This is a genomic window from Allorhizobium sp. DMC15, from assembly GCF_056314065.1.
In genome coordinates this window covers 95,968-109,841 of the sequence record NZ_JBQUZB010000002.1, presented here as the reverse complement: position 1 = coordinate 109,841, position 13,874 = coordinate 95,968, and the positions used below count along the sequence as shown (strand labels likewise).

At 61.5% G+C, this 13,874-nt stretch carries 12 protein-coding genes and 1 other RNA gene; 7 read left to right on the top strand and 6 right to left on the bottom strand.

What is annotated here, in order from left to right:
- Nucleotides 1-78: 78 nt before the first annotated feature.
- The 3 genes from ACT53S_RS09065 to ACT53S_RS09055 all read right to left on the bottom strand — a co-directional run bounded on the left by ACT53S_RS09065 (nt 79) and on the right by ACT53S_RS09055 (nt 2,916).
- Nucleotides 79-858 (bottom strand): glycoside hydrolase family 25 protein, encoded by a 780-nt coding sequence (locus ACT53S_RS09065; protein ID WP_476066738.1) that lies wholly within the window; start codon nt 856-858, stop codon nt 79-81.
- 148 nt (nt 859-1,006) lie between these two features.
- A complete protein-coding gene (locus tag ACT53S_RS09060; protein ID WP_476066737.1) occupies nt 1,007-1,669 on the bottom strand; it encodes a class I SAM-dependent methyltransferase in 663 nt (220 codons plus the stop codon).
- On the bottom strand, nt 1,666-2,916 hold the full coding sequence (locus ACT53S_RS09055; protein ID WP_476066736.1) for a BtaA family protein: 1,251 nt from the start codon (nt 2,914-2,916) through the stop codon (nt 1,666-1,668). Before ACT53S_RS09055 ends, ACT53S_RS09060 begins: the two co-directional genes overlap by 4 nt.
- Before the next feature lie 143 nt (nt 2,917-3,059).
- Here ACT53S_RS09055 and ACT53S_RS09050 point away from each other — a divergent pair, with 143 nt between their 5' ends.
- Nucleotides 3,060-4,622: a putative bifunctional diguanylate cyclase/phosphodiesterase gene (locus ACT53S_RS09050; RefSeq protein WP_476066735.1), complete on the top strand. Its 1,563-nt coding sequence runs from the start codon at nt 3,060-3,062 to the stop codon at nt 4,620-4,622.
- A 105-nt stretch (nt 4,623-4,727) separates the two neighbouring features.
- On the top strand, nt 4,728-6,098 hold the full coding sequence (locus tag ACT53S_RS09045) for a serine hydrolase domain-containing protein (protein WP_476066734.1): 1,371 nt from the start codon (nt 4,728-4,730) through the stop codon (nt 6,096-6,098).
- Between the two features lie 19 nt (nt 6,099-6,117).
- Here ACT53S_RS09045 and ACT53S_RS09040 read toward each other — a convergent pair whose 3' ends face one another.
- From ACT53S_RS09040 to ACT53S_RS09030, 3 genes are all read right to left on the bottom strand, one after another.
- On the bottom strand, nt 6,118-7,089 hold the full coding sequence (locus ACT53S_RS09040) for a transglycosylase SLT domain-containing protein (protein ID WP_113375475.1): 972 nt from the start codon (nt 7,087-7,089) through the stop codon (nt 6,118-6,120).
- 123 nt (nt 7,090-7,212) lie between these two features.
- Nucleotides 7,213-7,848, bottom strand: a complete 636-nt coding sequence (locus tag ACT53S_RS09035) for a LysE family translocator (protein ID WP_142068184.1) — start codon at nt 7,846-7,848, stop codon at nt 7,213-7,215.
- Nucleotides 7,849-7,894: 46 nt separating this feature from the next.
- Entirely contained in the window at nt 7,895-9,109 is a 1,215-nt protein-coding gene (locus ACT53S_RS09030; RefSeq protein ID WP_113375477.1) for a pyrophosphate--fructose-6-phosphate 1-phosphotransferase, read from the bottom strand.
- 329 nt (nt 9,110-9,438) lie between these two features.
- Here ACT53S_RS09030 and ACT53S_RS09025 point away from each other — a divergent pair, with 329 nt between their 5' ends.
- From ACT53S_RS09025 to rnpB, 5 genes are all read left to right on the top strand, one after another.
- On the top strand, nt 9,439-10,176 hold the full coding sequence (locus ACT53S_RS09025; protein WP_113375478.1) for a J domain-containing protein: 738 nt from the start codon (nt 9,439-9,441) through the stop codon (nt 10,174-10,176).
- Complete coding sequence (locus ACT53S_RS09020; protein WP_476066733.1) at nt 10,173-10,934, top strand: N-acetylmuramoyl-L-alanine amidase; 762 nt, start codon at nt 10,173-10,175, stop codon at nt 10,932-10,934. The genes ACT53S_RS09025 and ACT53S_RS09020 overlap by 4 nt, the downstream gene beginning before the upstream one ends.
- A gap of 257 nt (nt 10,935-11,191) precedes the next feature.
- Complete coding sequence (locus ACT53S_RS09015; protein WP_476066732.1) at nt 11,192-11,716, top strand: lytic transglycosylase domain-containing protein; 525 nt, start codon at nt 11,192-11,194, stop codon at nt 11,714-11,716.
- 81 nt (nt 11,717-11,797) lie between these two features.
- Entirely contained in the window at nt 11,798-12,988 is a 1,191-nt protein-coding gene (locus ACT53S_RS09010) for an NAD(P)/FAD-dependent oxidoreductase (RefSeq protein ID WP_476066731.1), read from the top strand.
- Between the two features lie 79 nt (nt 12,989-13,067).
- An RNA gene (gene rnpB, locus ACT53S_RS09005) (RNase P RNA component class A) lies at nt 13,068-13,466 on the top strand.
- Nucleotides 13,467-13,874 lie beyond the last annotated feature (408 nt).

Sequence of the window (13,874 nt, the reverse complement as noted above, 5' to 3'; positions counted from 1 at the left end):
TGACGACGGTTCTGTGGCGCGTTGGCATGAAGGCGCGACCCGAAATTGGATTTCCGCCAAAACCGGTCGGCAGAACGGTCATTTCGAAACGGCGGCGACCCAATTGTGCCAGTTCTTCTGCGTTCCGGCAAAGACGTTGATATCGGTACCGCCCTTGATGCCGGGGATGACACCCGTCGAGGTATATTGCCAAAAGGCCCACCGGCGTTCCGAATAGATCTCGCTCGGATGTTGTGCCACCGCACGAACCCAGAAGTGGTAGTCGTTGAAAGCGCCGTCGAGATTGTCGCGATGGAAGTCAACGGAGGTATAGATGATCGGCCGCTTGCCGTAATAGGCCTCAATACGGTCCATGAACCGCTTCATCTCGCTGCGGACCGTTGCCGGGTCCGGACGGGTACGGCAGGTCTTGGAGGAGGGATTCCATTCGGCGTCGAGCACCGGTGGCAGCTGGATGGCCTCACGCGGGACATTGGCGATGAACCAGTCTGCCTGCTGGTCGGCCGTCGAACAGAAATAGTAGAAGTGGTAGGGGGCGTAAGCGAGGCCTGCCGCACGGGCGCCCTGCCAGTATTCGTTGAAGCGCGGATCCAGACGGTCGCCGCCTTCCGTCGCCTTGATGAAGACGAAAGAGACGCCCGAACGCTTGACCTCGCGCCAATCGACGTCGCCGTTCCATTTGGACACGTCGATGCCGTGCACCTGGTGACGGTGGGGTGTCTTGCCACCGAAGTCCTGTGGATCAGTATCGTGGAAGTGCGGCGAGACGGACGCCGTCTCCATGAGGTCGTAGCTGCCCGATGTGCAGCCGGCGAAAAACAGGCAGAAGGGCAAAAGTGCCGTCGATAGCCACCGCATCGGTCGTCCATGGGTCAGGTTAAAGCTCGTGCCCGGACAGACGGTAAAGGTCCGTTTGGTGCATCGAGTGTCCTTGTCCACCCATCATGGTTAAAACGGGGTTACATGCAATCCGTCCGATGCAGGGATTTTTGAAAACCGCCGCCGCTCAACGCGAGAGAACGGCGTGCCAGGCATAGCCGCGCCACAGCGACTCAAAGGTGAGGTGGAAGCCATTTTGCCGGGCGTGTTTCTCAAGGGCCTCCCGCAGGTCTGCGCGTGGGGTCACGTGGAAACGATTGAGCCAGGCCTGCAGGACCTTGCGTGCGAATTTGGGAAGCCGTTCCTGCTGGCCGAAGTCGACGATGTGCAACGAGCCCGCCGGGCCAAGCACCGCAAGTGCCCGGTCGATGGCTGCCTCCCAGTCCGGGATCATCGACAGTGCATAGGAGATCATCACGCGGTCGAAGGCGGCAGTGCCGAAATCTGCGGCGGTAAAGCGGGTCGCGTCGGCGACTCGCAGCAGGGGCTGGTCGCTTTCCCCGCGGAAATTGCGGCGCGCGGAGGCAAGCATTTCCGCCGAGATGTCGAGACCGCACAGGCTGGCCGAAGGATAGTGGCGGCGGGCCCGCAACAGGTTGCGACCCGTGCCGCAGCCCACTTCGAGGAGGGTGCCGCCGTCCGGAACAGCCAAGCCGGAAATCATGCGGTCGCGGCCGAGAAGGTAGTATTTCCGGGTGAGATCATAGATGTGCCGCTGATAGCGATACATCGCGTCCATGCGGTCCGCGTGGCCCGACCCGTCAACGATGGTGCTGCGGTCGGCGCTCATGCCGATCGCTTTTCGTAGATGTGGAAGCCGCCGTAGATGGCCGAGCGGTCCCGTTTGTCGAGCGCGGCGGACTGGTCGGCGAGATAGATCCACTGTTCCAGCAGACTGTCGGAGAGTTTGCCGTCGAGGACGCTTGCTTCTGCTGCCGTGCGGAAGATGACGCGGGCGCCTGGGGCTGCTGTGCGGCTGATCTCCGTCCAGAGCTCGTTCAACTGACGCGGCGTCATCCAGTCCTGTGCATCGAGCAGAACGAAGCGGTCGAGGCTCGCTGCCGGCTTTTGCGCCAGAAGTTCGGTGAAGCCGGCATGATGGACAGTCACCCGATCGGCGCAGTCGCGGATCGCCTCATGGTTCTGCGGCTGCAGATAGCTGGGCATGCGCCCCTCGTCCGCTCTCGGATACCGGCGCGCGAAAGCCTGCCAGGCAAAGGGGTTGTCCCGGAGTGGAAAATAGCAGGCCAGCTTTTCCAGCCTGTGCCGCAGGATTGGTGCAATCGTTCCTTCGTCGGAGAGGCTGGCAAGCTCGTCATATTGCTGCGGCGGGATGCCCAGGCCGAAGAGCGAGCTCTTGCGCGCTGTCAGCCAGCGGACGAAGGGCTTGTCAAATAGCGGCGCGATGCGGGTATCAAAGACGTGGCGCTGTTCGCGCAAGGACTTCGCCTCCACCATATCTTCCAGCCGGACACCATGCGCCCGGGCCAGCAGGTGACCGACCGCGATGAAGCGGCCAAGCAGACCCGTGCGATAGATGTTGCGGGTAAAGACGCTCGCACGCCGCCGGCCCATGAGACCGCGCTTCTGCCAATAGCGACGGGATGTTTCATCCAGATGCGGGGCGATATGCTTGTCGAAGAGAGCGAGGTTGGCGCGTTCGCCAGCCGTCCCGAGGAAGCGCAGCACAGCGGCGTAATCCGGCAGATGGCGGAAGGCGGCGAGCTTGAGGCGATTGAGGGCCACATGGTTCGGGTTGAGGTCAACCACGTCTATCGCGGCTGGTCGGCGGCTCAGATAAGCCAGCATGTTGCAGCCGCCGGAACCGATGGTGACGATGCGATGACCTTCCGAAAGCGCCATTGCCTCCATGTCGATCTCGGGGTCCTCCCAGATCTGCGCATAGACGAGACCGGAGAACAGCAGGCCGAACACACGCTCCGACAGCCCTGCGGCCGACAGGGGCCGATGTTGCAGCAGCGCATCCTTCAGCTTCGTGTTCTGATGAAAGCCGGCATCCGGTGCAATCTCTGTCATGTCAATCCGCCATCACTTGAGGTTGCTGGCGTTTAGCTCCTGGGTGCTACAGTTTGATGACGCGGAGCACGCCTGAGCTGCTAACCAATTCTAAAGGCTTTTCGTACAATTTATTGCCTACAAAATATGGGGTGTTTAACATCATGTTAAAGAAGCCTGCCTCACGTCGCGTGCTCACCTATTCGGCTGCAGGCTTTGCCGTTGGCGCCATCGCACCCTTGGCTTCGCTGATTCCCGCATTCGGACTAGACGTCGCCGGGATATCCCCGCTGAAGATCATGTCTGCCTGGCCGTTCTTGCTGACCGCCGGCCTGCCTTTCGTCACCGCCGGGCTCGCCGCCTATCTCGCCGGGGTGGAGCAGAAATTGAGAGGCCAGATCGCGGTTCTGGAAGAGCGTCGGGCCGATCGCCACACGCCCGGTGTGGACGGACTGACGGGGCTCGGCGACCGCGAAGCGCTGCATGACGGTCTGCGTGCCTTGTTCGGCACGGCCCGCCCGAACCAGGCGTTGCTGCTGATCGACATCGATCGCTTCAAATTTGTCAACGACACCATGGGCCATGAGGCGGGCGATGCGCTACTCGTGGAGGCGGGCCGGCGGCTCAAGCACTCGGTTGGCGAAGGGGCGCAGCTTTTCCGGACCGGCAGCGACGAGTTTGCCGTGATCCTCCCCAAGGCATCAAGCGCAGTCGTCGAATTCGTCTGTCTGGCCATCGAAGACAGCCTGTCGCACACGTTTCTGGTCCAGAAAAAACGGGTCTTTGCGGGTGTGAGCATCGGGGCAACGTTGCTTCAGGCTACGGATCACGACGTCAGTGAGGTGGTCAAACGTGCCGATCTGGCACTCGGGCATGCGAAACAGCGCTTCGGCGCAAGCCACGCCCTCTACGATCCGGCCTTGGCACGGGCGGCTAACGAGACGCTGGAACTGGAACGGGACCTTGTTCATGCGCTAAGCGGGGGGGAGCTTTATCTCGACTACCAACCGATCGTTGGTGTTAGAGACGGTGAGGTCCGGTCGCTTGAGGCCTTGCTTCGCTGGAAGCATCCGACGCGCGGGCTCATTGCCCCGGACGTCTTCATCCCGATTGCCGAACGGATCGGCATCATCCTGGATATTGGTCGTTGGGTCGTACGCAAGGCCTGCGAGGAGGCTTCGCGGTGGCCTGCGCCCGTTGGCGTCAGCGTCAATGTATCCGGCGACCAGTTCAAGGATCCCGGCTTTGTTTCCCATGTCTTCGATAGCCTAGTCGAGGCGGGTCTGGCGCCCGAGCGCCTGACCGTCGAGGTGACGGAATCGGTCTTTTCTGTCGACATTGATCTCGTCTGCGGAAACCTTGCGCAATTGCGATCGGGCGGCGTGCGGATCGCGCTCGATGATTTCGGCACGGGTTTCGCTTCGATCCATCATCTGCGCAGGTTCCCGCTCGACGAACTTAAAATCGACCGGTCCTTCGCTCAGCAAATGGTCGAGACCAGTCAGGGGGCAACCCTGGTGGATCTCATGCACAAGCTTTCCGAGACCTTTCAGGTTACGACCACCATCGAAGGCATTGAAACGGTCCGGCAACTCGAGTTCATCAAAACGCTCGGGATCGGAGATGCCCAGGGCTTCCTGTTCTCACGGCCTTTCGGTGCCGGCGAGGTGCTTGGTTATCTGCAGTCTCGACTGGCGATCGGCTCTGCGCCGGTCCCGGTTCATTGATTCCAGCCCACCGTTTGACCCGTGGATAGGAAGGCAGATTGCCTCCCATGACCTTTCGCCTGTCATCATTTGCTGATTGCATGGCCGCCTCACGCGGAGGAAAACATGCGTCTCCTGTCGAAGATATTCGCTGGCATCGCCTTGGGATTTATCGTGCTGCTCGCTGGTGGTATCGTCTGGCTGTGGCTGACACCACCGGACTTGTTGCGCGTCGGCACGGGTTATGCCGCCAAGATCGTCTGCTCCAACGTGTTTCTTGCGGGCCGCGATGCCGAGGATGTGCTGGCCGATGACGTGCAGGCGCCCGGCCACCCGCTGCTCCGGCTCGCCGGGGTGGAGGTCGACATGGACCGGCGTCTGGTTGTGGCGCGGCTCGCCGGCTTCATCGCACCGTCCGTGGCCGTCTATCGAGAGGGGTTGGGATGCGCCTCCGTGCCGGATGGCGATGTCGCGGCTGCGCGGGCGCTCATGGCACCAGTCTCCGAAGCCGTCCCTGCAGACGACACTCTGCCGTGGCCGGACGGCGAGGGGACGGCACCGAATGATCCGCGTCTTGCCAATGTGCTGCAGGATCAGGCGCTGCTTGGGTCCTCCTATCGCGCCGTGGTCGTCGTGAAGGACGGACGGATCCTGGGCGAGACCTATGGCGATGGCTTCAACGCCCAGACACCACTTCTCGGCTGGTCGATGGCCAAGACCGTCAATGGCGTTCTGGCGGCCATGGTGGCTGCCGAACAAGGTGTCGATCTCGATTCCGATAGGCTGTTTCCCGAATGGCGCGACGACGGGCGCTCAACGATCCGCTTGTCAGATCTCCTCGCCATGGAGAGTGGCCTCGATTTCAACGAGGACTATGGCGACGTCACAGACGTGACCCGGATGCTATATCTGCAATCGGATATGGCAGCCTATGTGCGGTCTCTGCCGGCTCGGACGGCACGTGGTACACACTTTAACTATTCATCGGGTGAGAGTGTGCTGATCGCAAGTTGGTGGATGTCCCGGCTTTCCGACCCTGATGCTGCCCTTGCCTTTCCCAGGAAGGCGCTGTTCGGGCCGATCGGCATGCGCAGCGCCGTGATGGAGGCGGACGCGCGGGGAACGCTCGTCGGCAGTTCGTATCTCTACGCCACGGCCCGCGATTGGGCGCGTTTCGGGCTGCTGCTGGCCCAAGATGGTCTGTGGCAGGGGAGGGTGATCGTGCCGGCCAACTTCATGTCGCGCATGATGAAGAAAACTCCGGCGTCCGGCAGCGTCTATGGCGGCGCGCAGGCGTGGCGGCAGGGGCCGGGCGACACGCCGGATGCGGGTTTCGGGATTGACGCGGAAGTCCTGTGGATTCTCGGTCACGACGGACAGTCTGTCGCCGTCATTCCCTCCGAAAATCTCGTGGTGGTGCGGATGGGACTGACGCCGAGTCGCGGCGGTTATAAACCGCAGCGGCTGGTGGCCGCGATCCGGGAAGCTTTGAAGTGAAGCGTGCCTTGAGGGCGTTTCACTGTGTCAGGTGCAGCAGCCCGCGGCGCTTGGCGTCGTAGTAATATCCGCGAGCGTAGAGGCGCACGGCGCCGTCATGATCGTTGTCGGCGACGAGCCAGGCACCTTTCAGGTATTTGACTGCGTATTTGATGTTGGTTTCCGCGTCGAATAGACCTTCCGCAGGTCCGTCATAGCCCATGGCCTTGGCCGTGTTGTAACGGATCTGCATCAAGCCGTAATTGCCTTTGCTGTAGGCCGAGGGATTGTACCGGCTTTCGCGGCGAACCACGCGATGCACGAGCTCCTCGGGAATCTCGTAGATTTTTGCGTATTTCTTGATCAGTGCATTGAGACGGGTTGGACCAACCGTCTCAGGTGTCGGCGTCAGGTCCTCCGGTTCGCCGGGCGGCGAGATGTCGAAGGGGTCCCCGAAGCTGGTGAGGGCGGTTGCGCGCAGCGGTGCCGCATAGGCCAGAACCACTGGGGCAGGGGCGGTCGTCGTTCCTGCGGCTCCAGGCTGCGGCGCCGCAGCAGCGGGCGTTCCCGGTGCGGCCAGCGTTGCCTGCAGAGGAGCGGCTTGAGCCGTCAGGGTCTGCTGGGCGTTCACGCCCGGTGGCGTGGTGACCATGGTCAATGCCTGGGTCGCCGCCGTTTCGGGCGTCGTCGCCGACAAGGCCGATTCCTTGAGGGCTGGAATGGGGGCGGCCGTTTCCGTGCCGGGAATGATCGGAGCGGGGCCGGGATTGGCCGCAGCCAGTTCGGCCTGGGTCATCGGTGCCTGTCCCGTCGGCTGCGCGCCTGCGGCTTGGCCACTGGTTGCAGCTTCAGCAGCCTTTGCGGCGAGCATTTCGGGCGAGTTCGGATTCGCCATTGGCGCCGTCTTCACATCGGCCTTCACGCTCTCATCGATCGCCGTGCATCCGCCGAGGCCGGTCAGTACGGATACAGCCAAGCACAGTGCGATGCCGCGGTCTTTTCTGACGATCATGCCACTATCCGTCTTAGAGATGCAGGTGACCGGTTGGGCAAATCACCGCCGATCAGATTTCCGTTTCTTAATCTATGGCTGGCATTGCGGCAAGCTTACGGCCCCGAACCGGTCTTCGGACGCTCAGGCCGCGATCTTCCGGTAGCCCGCCGTGACCGCGCCTGCGGAGATCAGAAGGGTGCCGCTGGCCCGCGTGATGCCGCGGCGTTTGGGTTGTTTCCGCAGGAATTCCCGTATCTTGGCGGGAGCGAGCGCATAGGCCAGTGAAGTCGCAATCGAGGCCAGGGCAAAGGTAGCTGCAAACTCCCAGGCCTGCGGCATCATCGCTTCGCCGGCGGTCATGAATTGCGGCAGCATTGCGACAAGGAACAGCGTGTTGCGTGTGTTGCGTATGGTCTCCCGCGCGCAGTGGGCGATGACCCGCAGCGGCTTTTCTTCGGGAAGGTTGTCGTTGTCGGCAATCAGCCCACCGGCGATGGGCGCACGCCATGTGCGAATCGCCACATAAACGATGTAGGCGCTGGCAAACCACGCGACGTAATCATAGGTGACAGGTGGCACCTGCAACAGGCACCATAGCACCGAAAGCGCGATGGCGATCGCGACCAGATTGCCGAGCGTGACGCCCGTGACCGTGGCGAATGCCGTCCTCTTTCCATGTCCCAGGGCATAGCCCAGGACCAGCAGCGCCGGACGGCCCGGCACGGCCAGCAGGGCCGTCGAGGCGACGGCAAAAACAATCCAGCTTGCATAGGACATGGCACTCACTCCTCGTCACAGAGGAAGCCAGTTTTCTCGGCTCAGGTCAATTGATCGGACGATACTTCTGGCCGAGATAATCCATCACTTCCTTGAACCAGGGGGTGCCGAGGTCGAAGGGCTTGCCCCCCTTGATGCGGGGAAATTCAATCGTGCGCAGGCGGCCGCCCTGATCCTCGTCGTGGCCCGTGACGCCGGAGATCTTGTTCAGTCCACTCTCGACGGCGAGATCGACCATGCTCTGGATCAGGCGCAGGTCGTCGTAATTGGCCGGAGCGGAGCGGGCGTAGTACCCCGACTTCTGCACCATCGAGCGGTCGGCATCGAGCAGCTTGGCGAAGTGCTTCTGGAACCAGTTGCCGACATTGATCGTATCGAGCTTCACATGTCCGAAGGCGTCGCGCTTGATTTCCTCGCCGGCGGCCTCGCGCTCCGCAACAATCTCGTCCATGCAGGCGCCTTCGGAGACGAAGAGCGTGACGAAGCCGGTGCGATCCATGATGTCCTTCAGGCGTGCAGCTTCGCCTTCCATGTCGAAATGGGTCTCTGGCAGATAGAGGCCGTCGATGTTCTTCAGTTCCTGGTTCATCATGAAGCCTTCAACATATTCGTTGTGCTTCGTACGCTGCATATACGCGCGGGCCGTGGCGGCGGTCAGCCAGCCGCAATGGCGACCCATCACTTCATGAATGACGAGGGTGCGGGGCGAGGCGCTCTGCTCGTTGGAAACGTGGTCGAAGAAGCGGGCGCCGACTTCCGCCGCCGTCCAGGCGCCGAGCGTCTGCTTGATCGGAAAAACGTCGTTGTCGACAGTTTTCGGCATGCCGACCACCGTCAGATTGTAGCCATTGGCGCCGAGATAGGCAGCGAGATCGGCAGCGGTGGTGTTGGTGTCGTCCCCGCCGATGGTGTGGAGGATGGTGATGCCGTCGGCGGCAAGACGTTCGGCGGCGACCCGCAACGGGTTTTCGCCTTCCTTGACCAGGCCGCGCTTCACGCAGTCTGCCGTATTCGTCAGCTTGACGCGGCTGTTGCCGATCGGCGAGCCGCCATAGCGATGCAGCACATGAGCCTTCTCGCGCATCTCGCGGGTGATCTCGATCTTGTAGTCCATCAGCAGGCCACGAAAGCCCGACTTGTAGGCGACCAGTTCGACATCCGGCGCGATGTCCGTGTAGCGCTCGATCAATCCGCCGACGGCGGAAGAGAGACAGGGGGCGAGGCCCCCGGCGGTCAACATCGCGACTTTCTGCTTGGCCATCGATCCTCCTTTTGTCGGCACTTTCAGCGCCGCCATCCACACTGTCGGGTGGCAAATGGATGCGACAGGCCGGAGGCGGAGTAAAGCAGAAAATGCAAGGATTTCCGCACTTTCGCGGTTTCGCGGACGGGTGGGCGTCCTTTCAACTGTTTCAATCGATTCAATCCGAAGTTCATGCGTTTCAGCGACCTGTGGAAAATCCTTCGGCCTGTCCCACCCGTCAGGGACGGATCGACTTCAGCAAAACCAATTCAACATGAAGAAACTTTAATCCCGCTTCGTGGCCCGATCAGCTTGCTTTTCAGGCCCATATTTGGTCAATCTCATTCATGATTTTCGATTTCGCCTGTGAACAGATATCGTCGTTCTGGGACCGTTTGCTGGGCGCAATCGGGGAGACGGCCAGCAATGTCATCGGGAGCATCGTCGAAGCGGTGCGCACGGCCTTCGAAGGCGATCCCGAGACCCGGCGCCGTGTGTCCTTCTCCGTCGCGATCATTGCGCTCTCGGCAAAGATGGCCAAGGCTGACGGTGTCGTCTCCAATGCCGAGGTCGAAGCCTTCCGCAAGATCTTCGAGTTCCCGCCGGAGGAAGCCCGCAACGTCGCGCGTCTCTACAATCTCGCGCGTCAGGATGTGGCGGGTTTCGAAACCTATGCGAAGAACCTCGCCAATATGTGCCGCACCTGCGACCAGTTCTGCCCGGTGCTCGAAGACATCATCGACGCGCTCTTCCACATCGCCAAGGCTGACGGACTGGTGCACGAGAAGGAACTCGCCTTCCTGTCGCGGATCGCCGAGATCTTCTCGATTTCGGAAGAACGGTTTGCCATGATCACGGAACGGCATATCCATGTCGATGGCGATCCCTATGGCGTGCTCGGTGTGAAGCCGTCCGACGACTTTGCAACGATCCGCAAGAAGTATCGCGCGCTGGCCGCCGAACATCATCCCGACCGTTTGCATGCCCGCGGCATTCCGACCGAATTTCACAGCGTTGCCAATCATCGCATGGCGAAGTTCAACGCCGCTTATTCGGCCATCGAGAAGGCACGCCGGGCGGCATGACGTCCTTCACTTCCGATTATGCGGGTGCCGAGATCTGCGCGTCGCCCAATCATGGTGACCGCGTCGGCGTCGAGCGCCCCGATATCCTCCTGCTGCACTATACCGGCATGCCGTCTGCTGAGGGCGCGCAGGCCTGGCTCTGCAATGTCGAGAGCGAGGTCTCGAGCCACTATCTCGTGCATGAGGATGGGCGCGTGGTGCAGATGGTGCCCGAGGCGCGGCGGGCATGGCATGCCGGCAGAAGCGTTTGGCATGGCGAAACGGATATCAACTCGCGGTCGATCGGGATCGAGATTGCCAATGCGGGTCATCCCGGCGGGCTGCCGGAATTTCCGCAACGGCAGATCGACGCCCTGATCGAATTGTGTCGCGATTGCGTCGAAAGGCATGGAATCCCCGCTGAACGCGTGCTTGCACACTCGGATGTGGCCCCCATTCGCAAGGTTGATCCGGGTGAAAATTTTCCCTGGGGGCGGCTCGCTGCCGCCGGTATCGGACACTGGGTGGAGCCGTCGCCAATCGGTGGCGGGCGCTTCTTCCAGCGCGGCGATGCGGGACAGCCCGTCGAAGCGTTGCAGTCGATGTTGTCGCTCTACGGGTATGGTATTGAGATTTCGGGAGAATACTGCGTCCGGACCGAGGGCGTGGTTGCTGCTTTTCAGCGTCACTTCAGGCAATCCAAGGTCGATGGCGTCGCCGACAGTTCGACCATCGAGACCCTTCATCGCTTGCTGACATCCCTACCGCGATTTGCCTGAAAATCGGCTCGCCGATCCTAGGGCGCAGCGGTCTTCGGGAACGCGCGACGGCGGGAATTGTTGCGGTGCCACACGATTTCCTCATTGCCAAGGTCTAAAGGCCGGGCTGAACGCGATGGCGGCTTCACCAGGAGCCCGTCGCAAACATCAACATTGAAGGTCTGGAACGGGGAGCCCCCGCGGGGCTCGCGACGCATGGATTGCGTCCGCTTTGACGCGCGCCGCTCTCGACCTTCGGACGGAGACTGACCCTTCTCATGACAAGACGACTGGTTGCTGCTGCGGCATGCCTCGCTATCCTTTTGACTCAGATCCAGACTGCATCGGCAGAGGAGAAGGACGGGCGCTCGAAATGGTCGCTTAAGACCATCAGCCGCGATGCCGGTTTTCCGGTTGCCCCATCCTTCTCGAAAAGTCCTTACGGCAAGATCATCTCGAAATATGCCAAGACCTATGGTGTGCCGGTTGATCTCGCCCATGCGGTCGTGCGGATCGAGAGCAACTTCAACCCGAAGGCGAGAGGCAGTGCCGGCGAGGTCGGTCTCATGCAGATCAAGCCGGCCACGGCACGGGCCATGGGCTATCGCGGTTCGACCAGGGGCCTTTACGATCCCGAGACCAATATCCGCTACGGCATGAAGTATCTCTCCATGGCGCATGAGCTGGGCGGAGGCGAGACCTGCGGCACGATCCTGCGATACAATGCAGGCCATGCCGCCAAGCGGATGAACCCCGTTTCGAAACGCTATTGCGGCAAGGTGATCGCGCTGATCGGCGACTGACAAAGCTGTGACCGAGGCGTTGTCTCGGTGGACAGGGCGACGCTGCATGCTATCACCGCGGCATGTACGGAATGGTGATGCATGGTTGAGCGTTTCAAAACGATAATCGTCGGTCGTGGCATGATGGGGGCTGCGGCGGCGCGGTATCTAGCACTTGCGGGGGACGACGTGGCCGTGATCGGTCCCGATGAGCCGATGGACTGGGCGCAGCACGACGGTGTCTTCGCCAGCCACTACGACGAGGCGCGTATCACGCGGACCATCGATTCGAACCCCGTATGGGCCCGGCTGGCCAACCGTTCGATCGCACGATACGGTTCGATCGCTGCGGAGAGCGGTATCGATTTCTACCATCAGGTCGGGTGTCTCATTGTCGGGCCGCAAAGGGGAGGGCGGGATCCCTATGTGGCCCAGGTTCATGCCGCTGCTGAAGCGCTGGGTGTCGAGACGGACCTAATGGCGGCCGGCGACATCCGGAACCGGTTCGACTACTTCGATTTTGGCGATGGCTGTGAGGGCGTCTACGAGCGCCGCAACGCCGGATACATCAATCCGCGCAGGTTGGTGGCAGCGCAGAGCATGCTCGCGGAAAAGACCGGCGCGCGGGTTATTCGTCAGACGGCGGTGTCTGTCCGGGAAGAGCCCGGTTCCGCCGTGGTAACGACGGATGACGGTGCGGTTTTCACCGCCGAGCGGGTGCTGGTGGCAGCAGGTGGCTTCAGCATCAACGAAAATCTGCTGCCGCGGTCGCTCGATCTTAAAGTCTATGGCCGAACCGTCGCTTTCTTCGAAATTGAGGACGCCGACCTGCCGGCCTATGCAGGGATGCCTTCGCTGATCCACCAGCCGGACGATCCGCTCGACCACATCTATCTCCTGCCGCCGGTGCGTTATCCCGACGGCAAGACCTATCTGAAGATCGGCGGCGATCCGGATGACCTGTGGCTTGCCACAGAACCTGAGATCCGGGCGTGGTTCCGCAGGGGCGGGCGCATCAGCACACGCAATCATCTGCAGCGCATTATCGGGGAGATCATCCCAAGTCTTGCGAACGCCCCAATATCGATGGCCGCCTGTGTCACCTCGTTCACGCCGGAAAACTATCCGGCCATTGGTTACGCGACAGACCGTATCGCTGTGCTGACCGGTGGCTGCGGCGCGGCGGCCAAGAGTTCGGACGAGATCGGGCGCCTCGGATCCGAGCTGATCCTCCATGGCCGTATTGTTGATGAGGCCTATGGCGGTGTCTTCCGTCCCGTCTTCACGGACTGATTCACCAAATACCGCCAAGTCACGCGGATAGCGTCATTTTCGTTGGCATTCGGCGGGCGTGTCGTTTAAGGACCGCTTGCCAGTTGGCCGGGCAGCCGCGCTTTACCAATGCCGAAAGGCGGTAGGGTGAGGAAAGTCCGGGCTCCACGGAAACACGGTGCCGGATAACGTCCGGCGAGGGCGACCTCAGGGAAAGTGCCACAGAAAGCAAACCGCCTCGCATGCGAGGTCAGGGTGAAAGGGTGGGGTAAGAGCCCACCGCGTCGCTGGCAACAGGGACGGCACGGCAAACCCCACCGGGAGCAAGACCGAATAGGGATGACGCGGGGGACGCGCAAGCGTCGCTACAGCCTGTTTCCGGGCCAGTCATCCGGGTGGGTTGCGCGAGGCAGCGTGCAAACGCTGTCCCAGATGAATGGCTGCCACGTCCCGGGAAACCGGGGCCATACAGAACCCGGCTTACAGGCCAACTGGCGAATTCTCCTCCTACTTCTGCCGCCCGGGCGGCGCTTTTGGCAAGTTTCCGCCAAGCGGCTGAAACTTCGACCAGAAAACTGGCCCGACCCGTTCCCGGCGAATGACGCGGCGGCCTGCGTCTTTGTGCCGATTTCCACTCTGGAAACAGAGGTTTCTAACCATTCGTTAAGCTTAACCGCCTATCAATATTTGCAGCCCGCGAAGGGTGGTGCCCGACCCGTTCCCATTGACGCCCATATAGTCCCATGGTATCCCATTCACATGCTGTTGCGGGGAACATCTTGGTCCCCAAAGTCCGGAAATTGCATGGTCTCTCCCTCTTGCTGGGTGAGTCTTTTCAGGATGGTGCGGCGGCTGGTGTGAGCGTGCGTGTCCGGGGGTCGATCAGCGACTCCTTGTCTTCAGGGAG

Bases quoted from the DNA above. Each gene is read 5' to 3' on its own strand.
- ACT53S_RS09065 (WP_476066738.1), bottom strand. From the start codon at position 858: ATGCGGTGGCTATCGACGGCACTTTTGCCCTTCTGCCTGTTTTTCGCC.
- ACT53S_RS09060 (WP_476066737.1), bottom strand. From the start codon at position 1,669: ATGAGCGCCGACCGCAGCACCATCGTTGACGGGTCGGGCCACGCGGAC.
- ACT53S_RS09055 (WP_476066736.1), bottom strand. From the start codon at position 2,916: ATGACAGAGATTGCACCGGATGCCGGCTTTCATCAGAACACGAAGCTG.
- ACT53S_RS09050 (WP_476066735.1), top strand. From the start codon at position 3,060: ATGTTAAAGAAGCCTGCCTCACGTCGCGTGCTCACCTATTCGGCTGCA.
- ACT53S_RS09045 (WP_476066734.1), top strand. From the start codon at position 4,728: ATGCGTCTCCTGTCGAAGATATTCGCTGGCATCGCCTTGGGATTTATC.
- ACT53S_RS09040 (WP_113375475.1), bottom strand. From the start codon at position 7,089: ATGATCGTCAGAAAAGACCGCGGCATCGCACTGTGCTTGGCTGTATCC.
- ACT53S_RS09035 (WP_142068184.1), bottom strand. From the start codon at position 7,848: ATGTCCTATGCAAGCTGGATTGTTTTTGCCGTCGCCTCGACGGCCCTG.
- ACT53S_RS09030 (WP_113375477.1), bottom strand. From the start codon at position 9,109: ATGGCCAAGCAGAAAGTCGCGATGTTGACCGCCGGGGGCCTCGCCCCC.
- ACT53S_RS09025 (WP_113375478.1), top strand. From the start codon at position 9,439: ATGATTTTCGATTTCGCCTGTGAACAGATATCGTCGTTCTGGGACCGT.
- ACT53S_RS09020 (WP_476066733.1), top strand. From the start codon at position 10,173: ATGACGTCCTTCACTTCCGATTATGCGGGTGCCGAGATCTGCGCGTCG.
- ACT53S_RS09015 (WP_476066732.1), top strand. From the start codon at position 11,192: ATGACAAGACGACTGGTTGCTGCTGCGGCATGCCTCGCTATCCTTTTG.
- ACT53S_RS09010 (WP_476066731.1), top strand. From the start codon at position 11,798: ATGGTTGAGCGTTTCAAAACGATAATCGTCGGTCGTGGCATGATGGGG.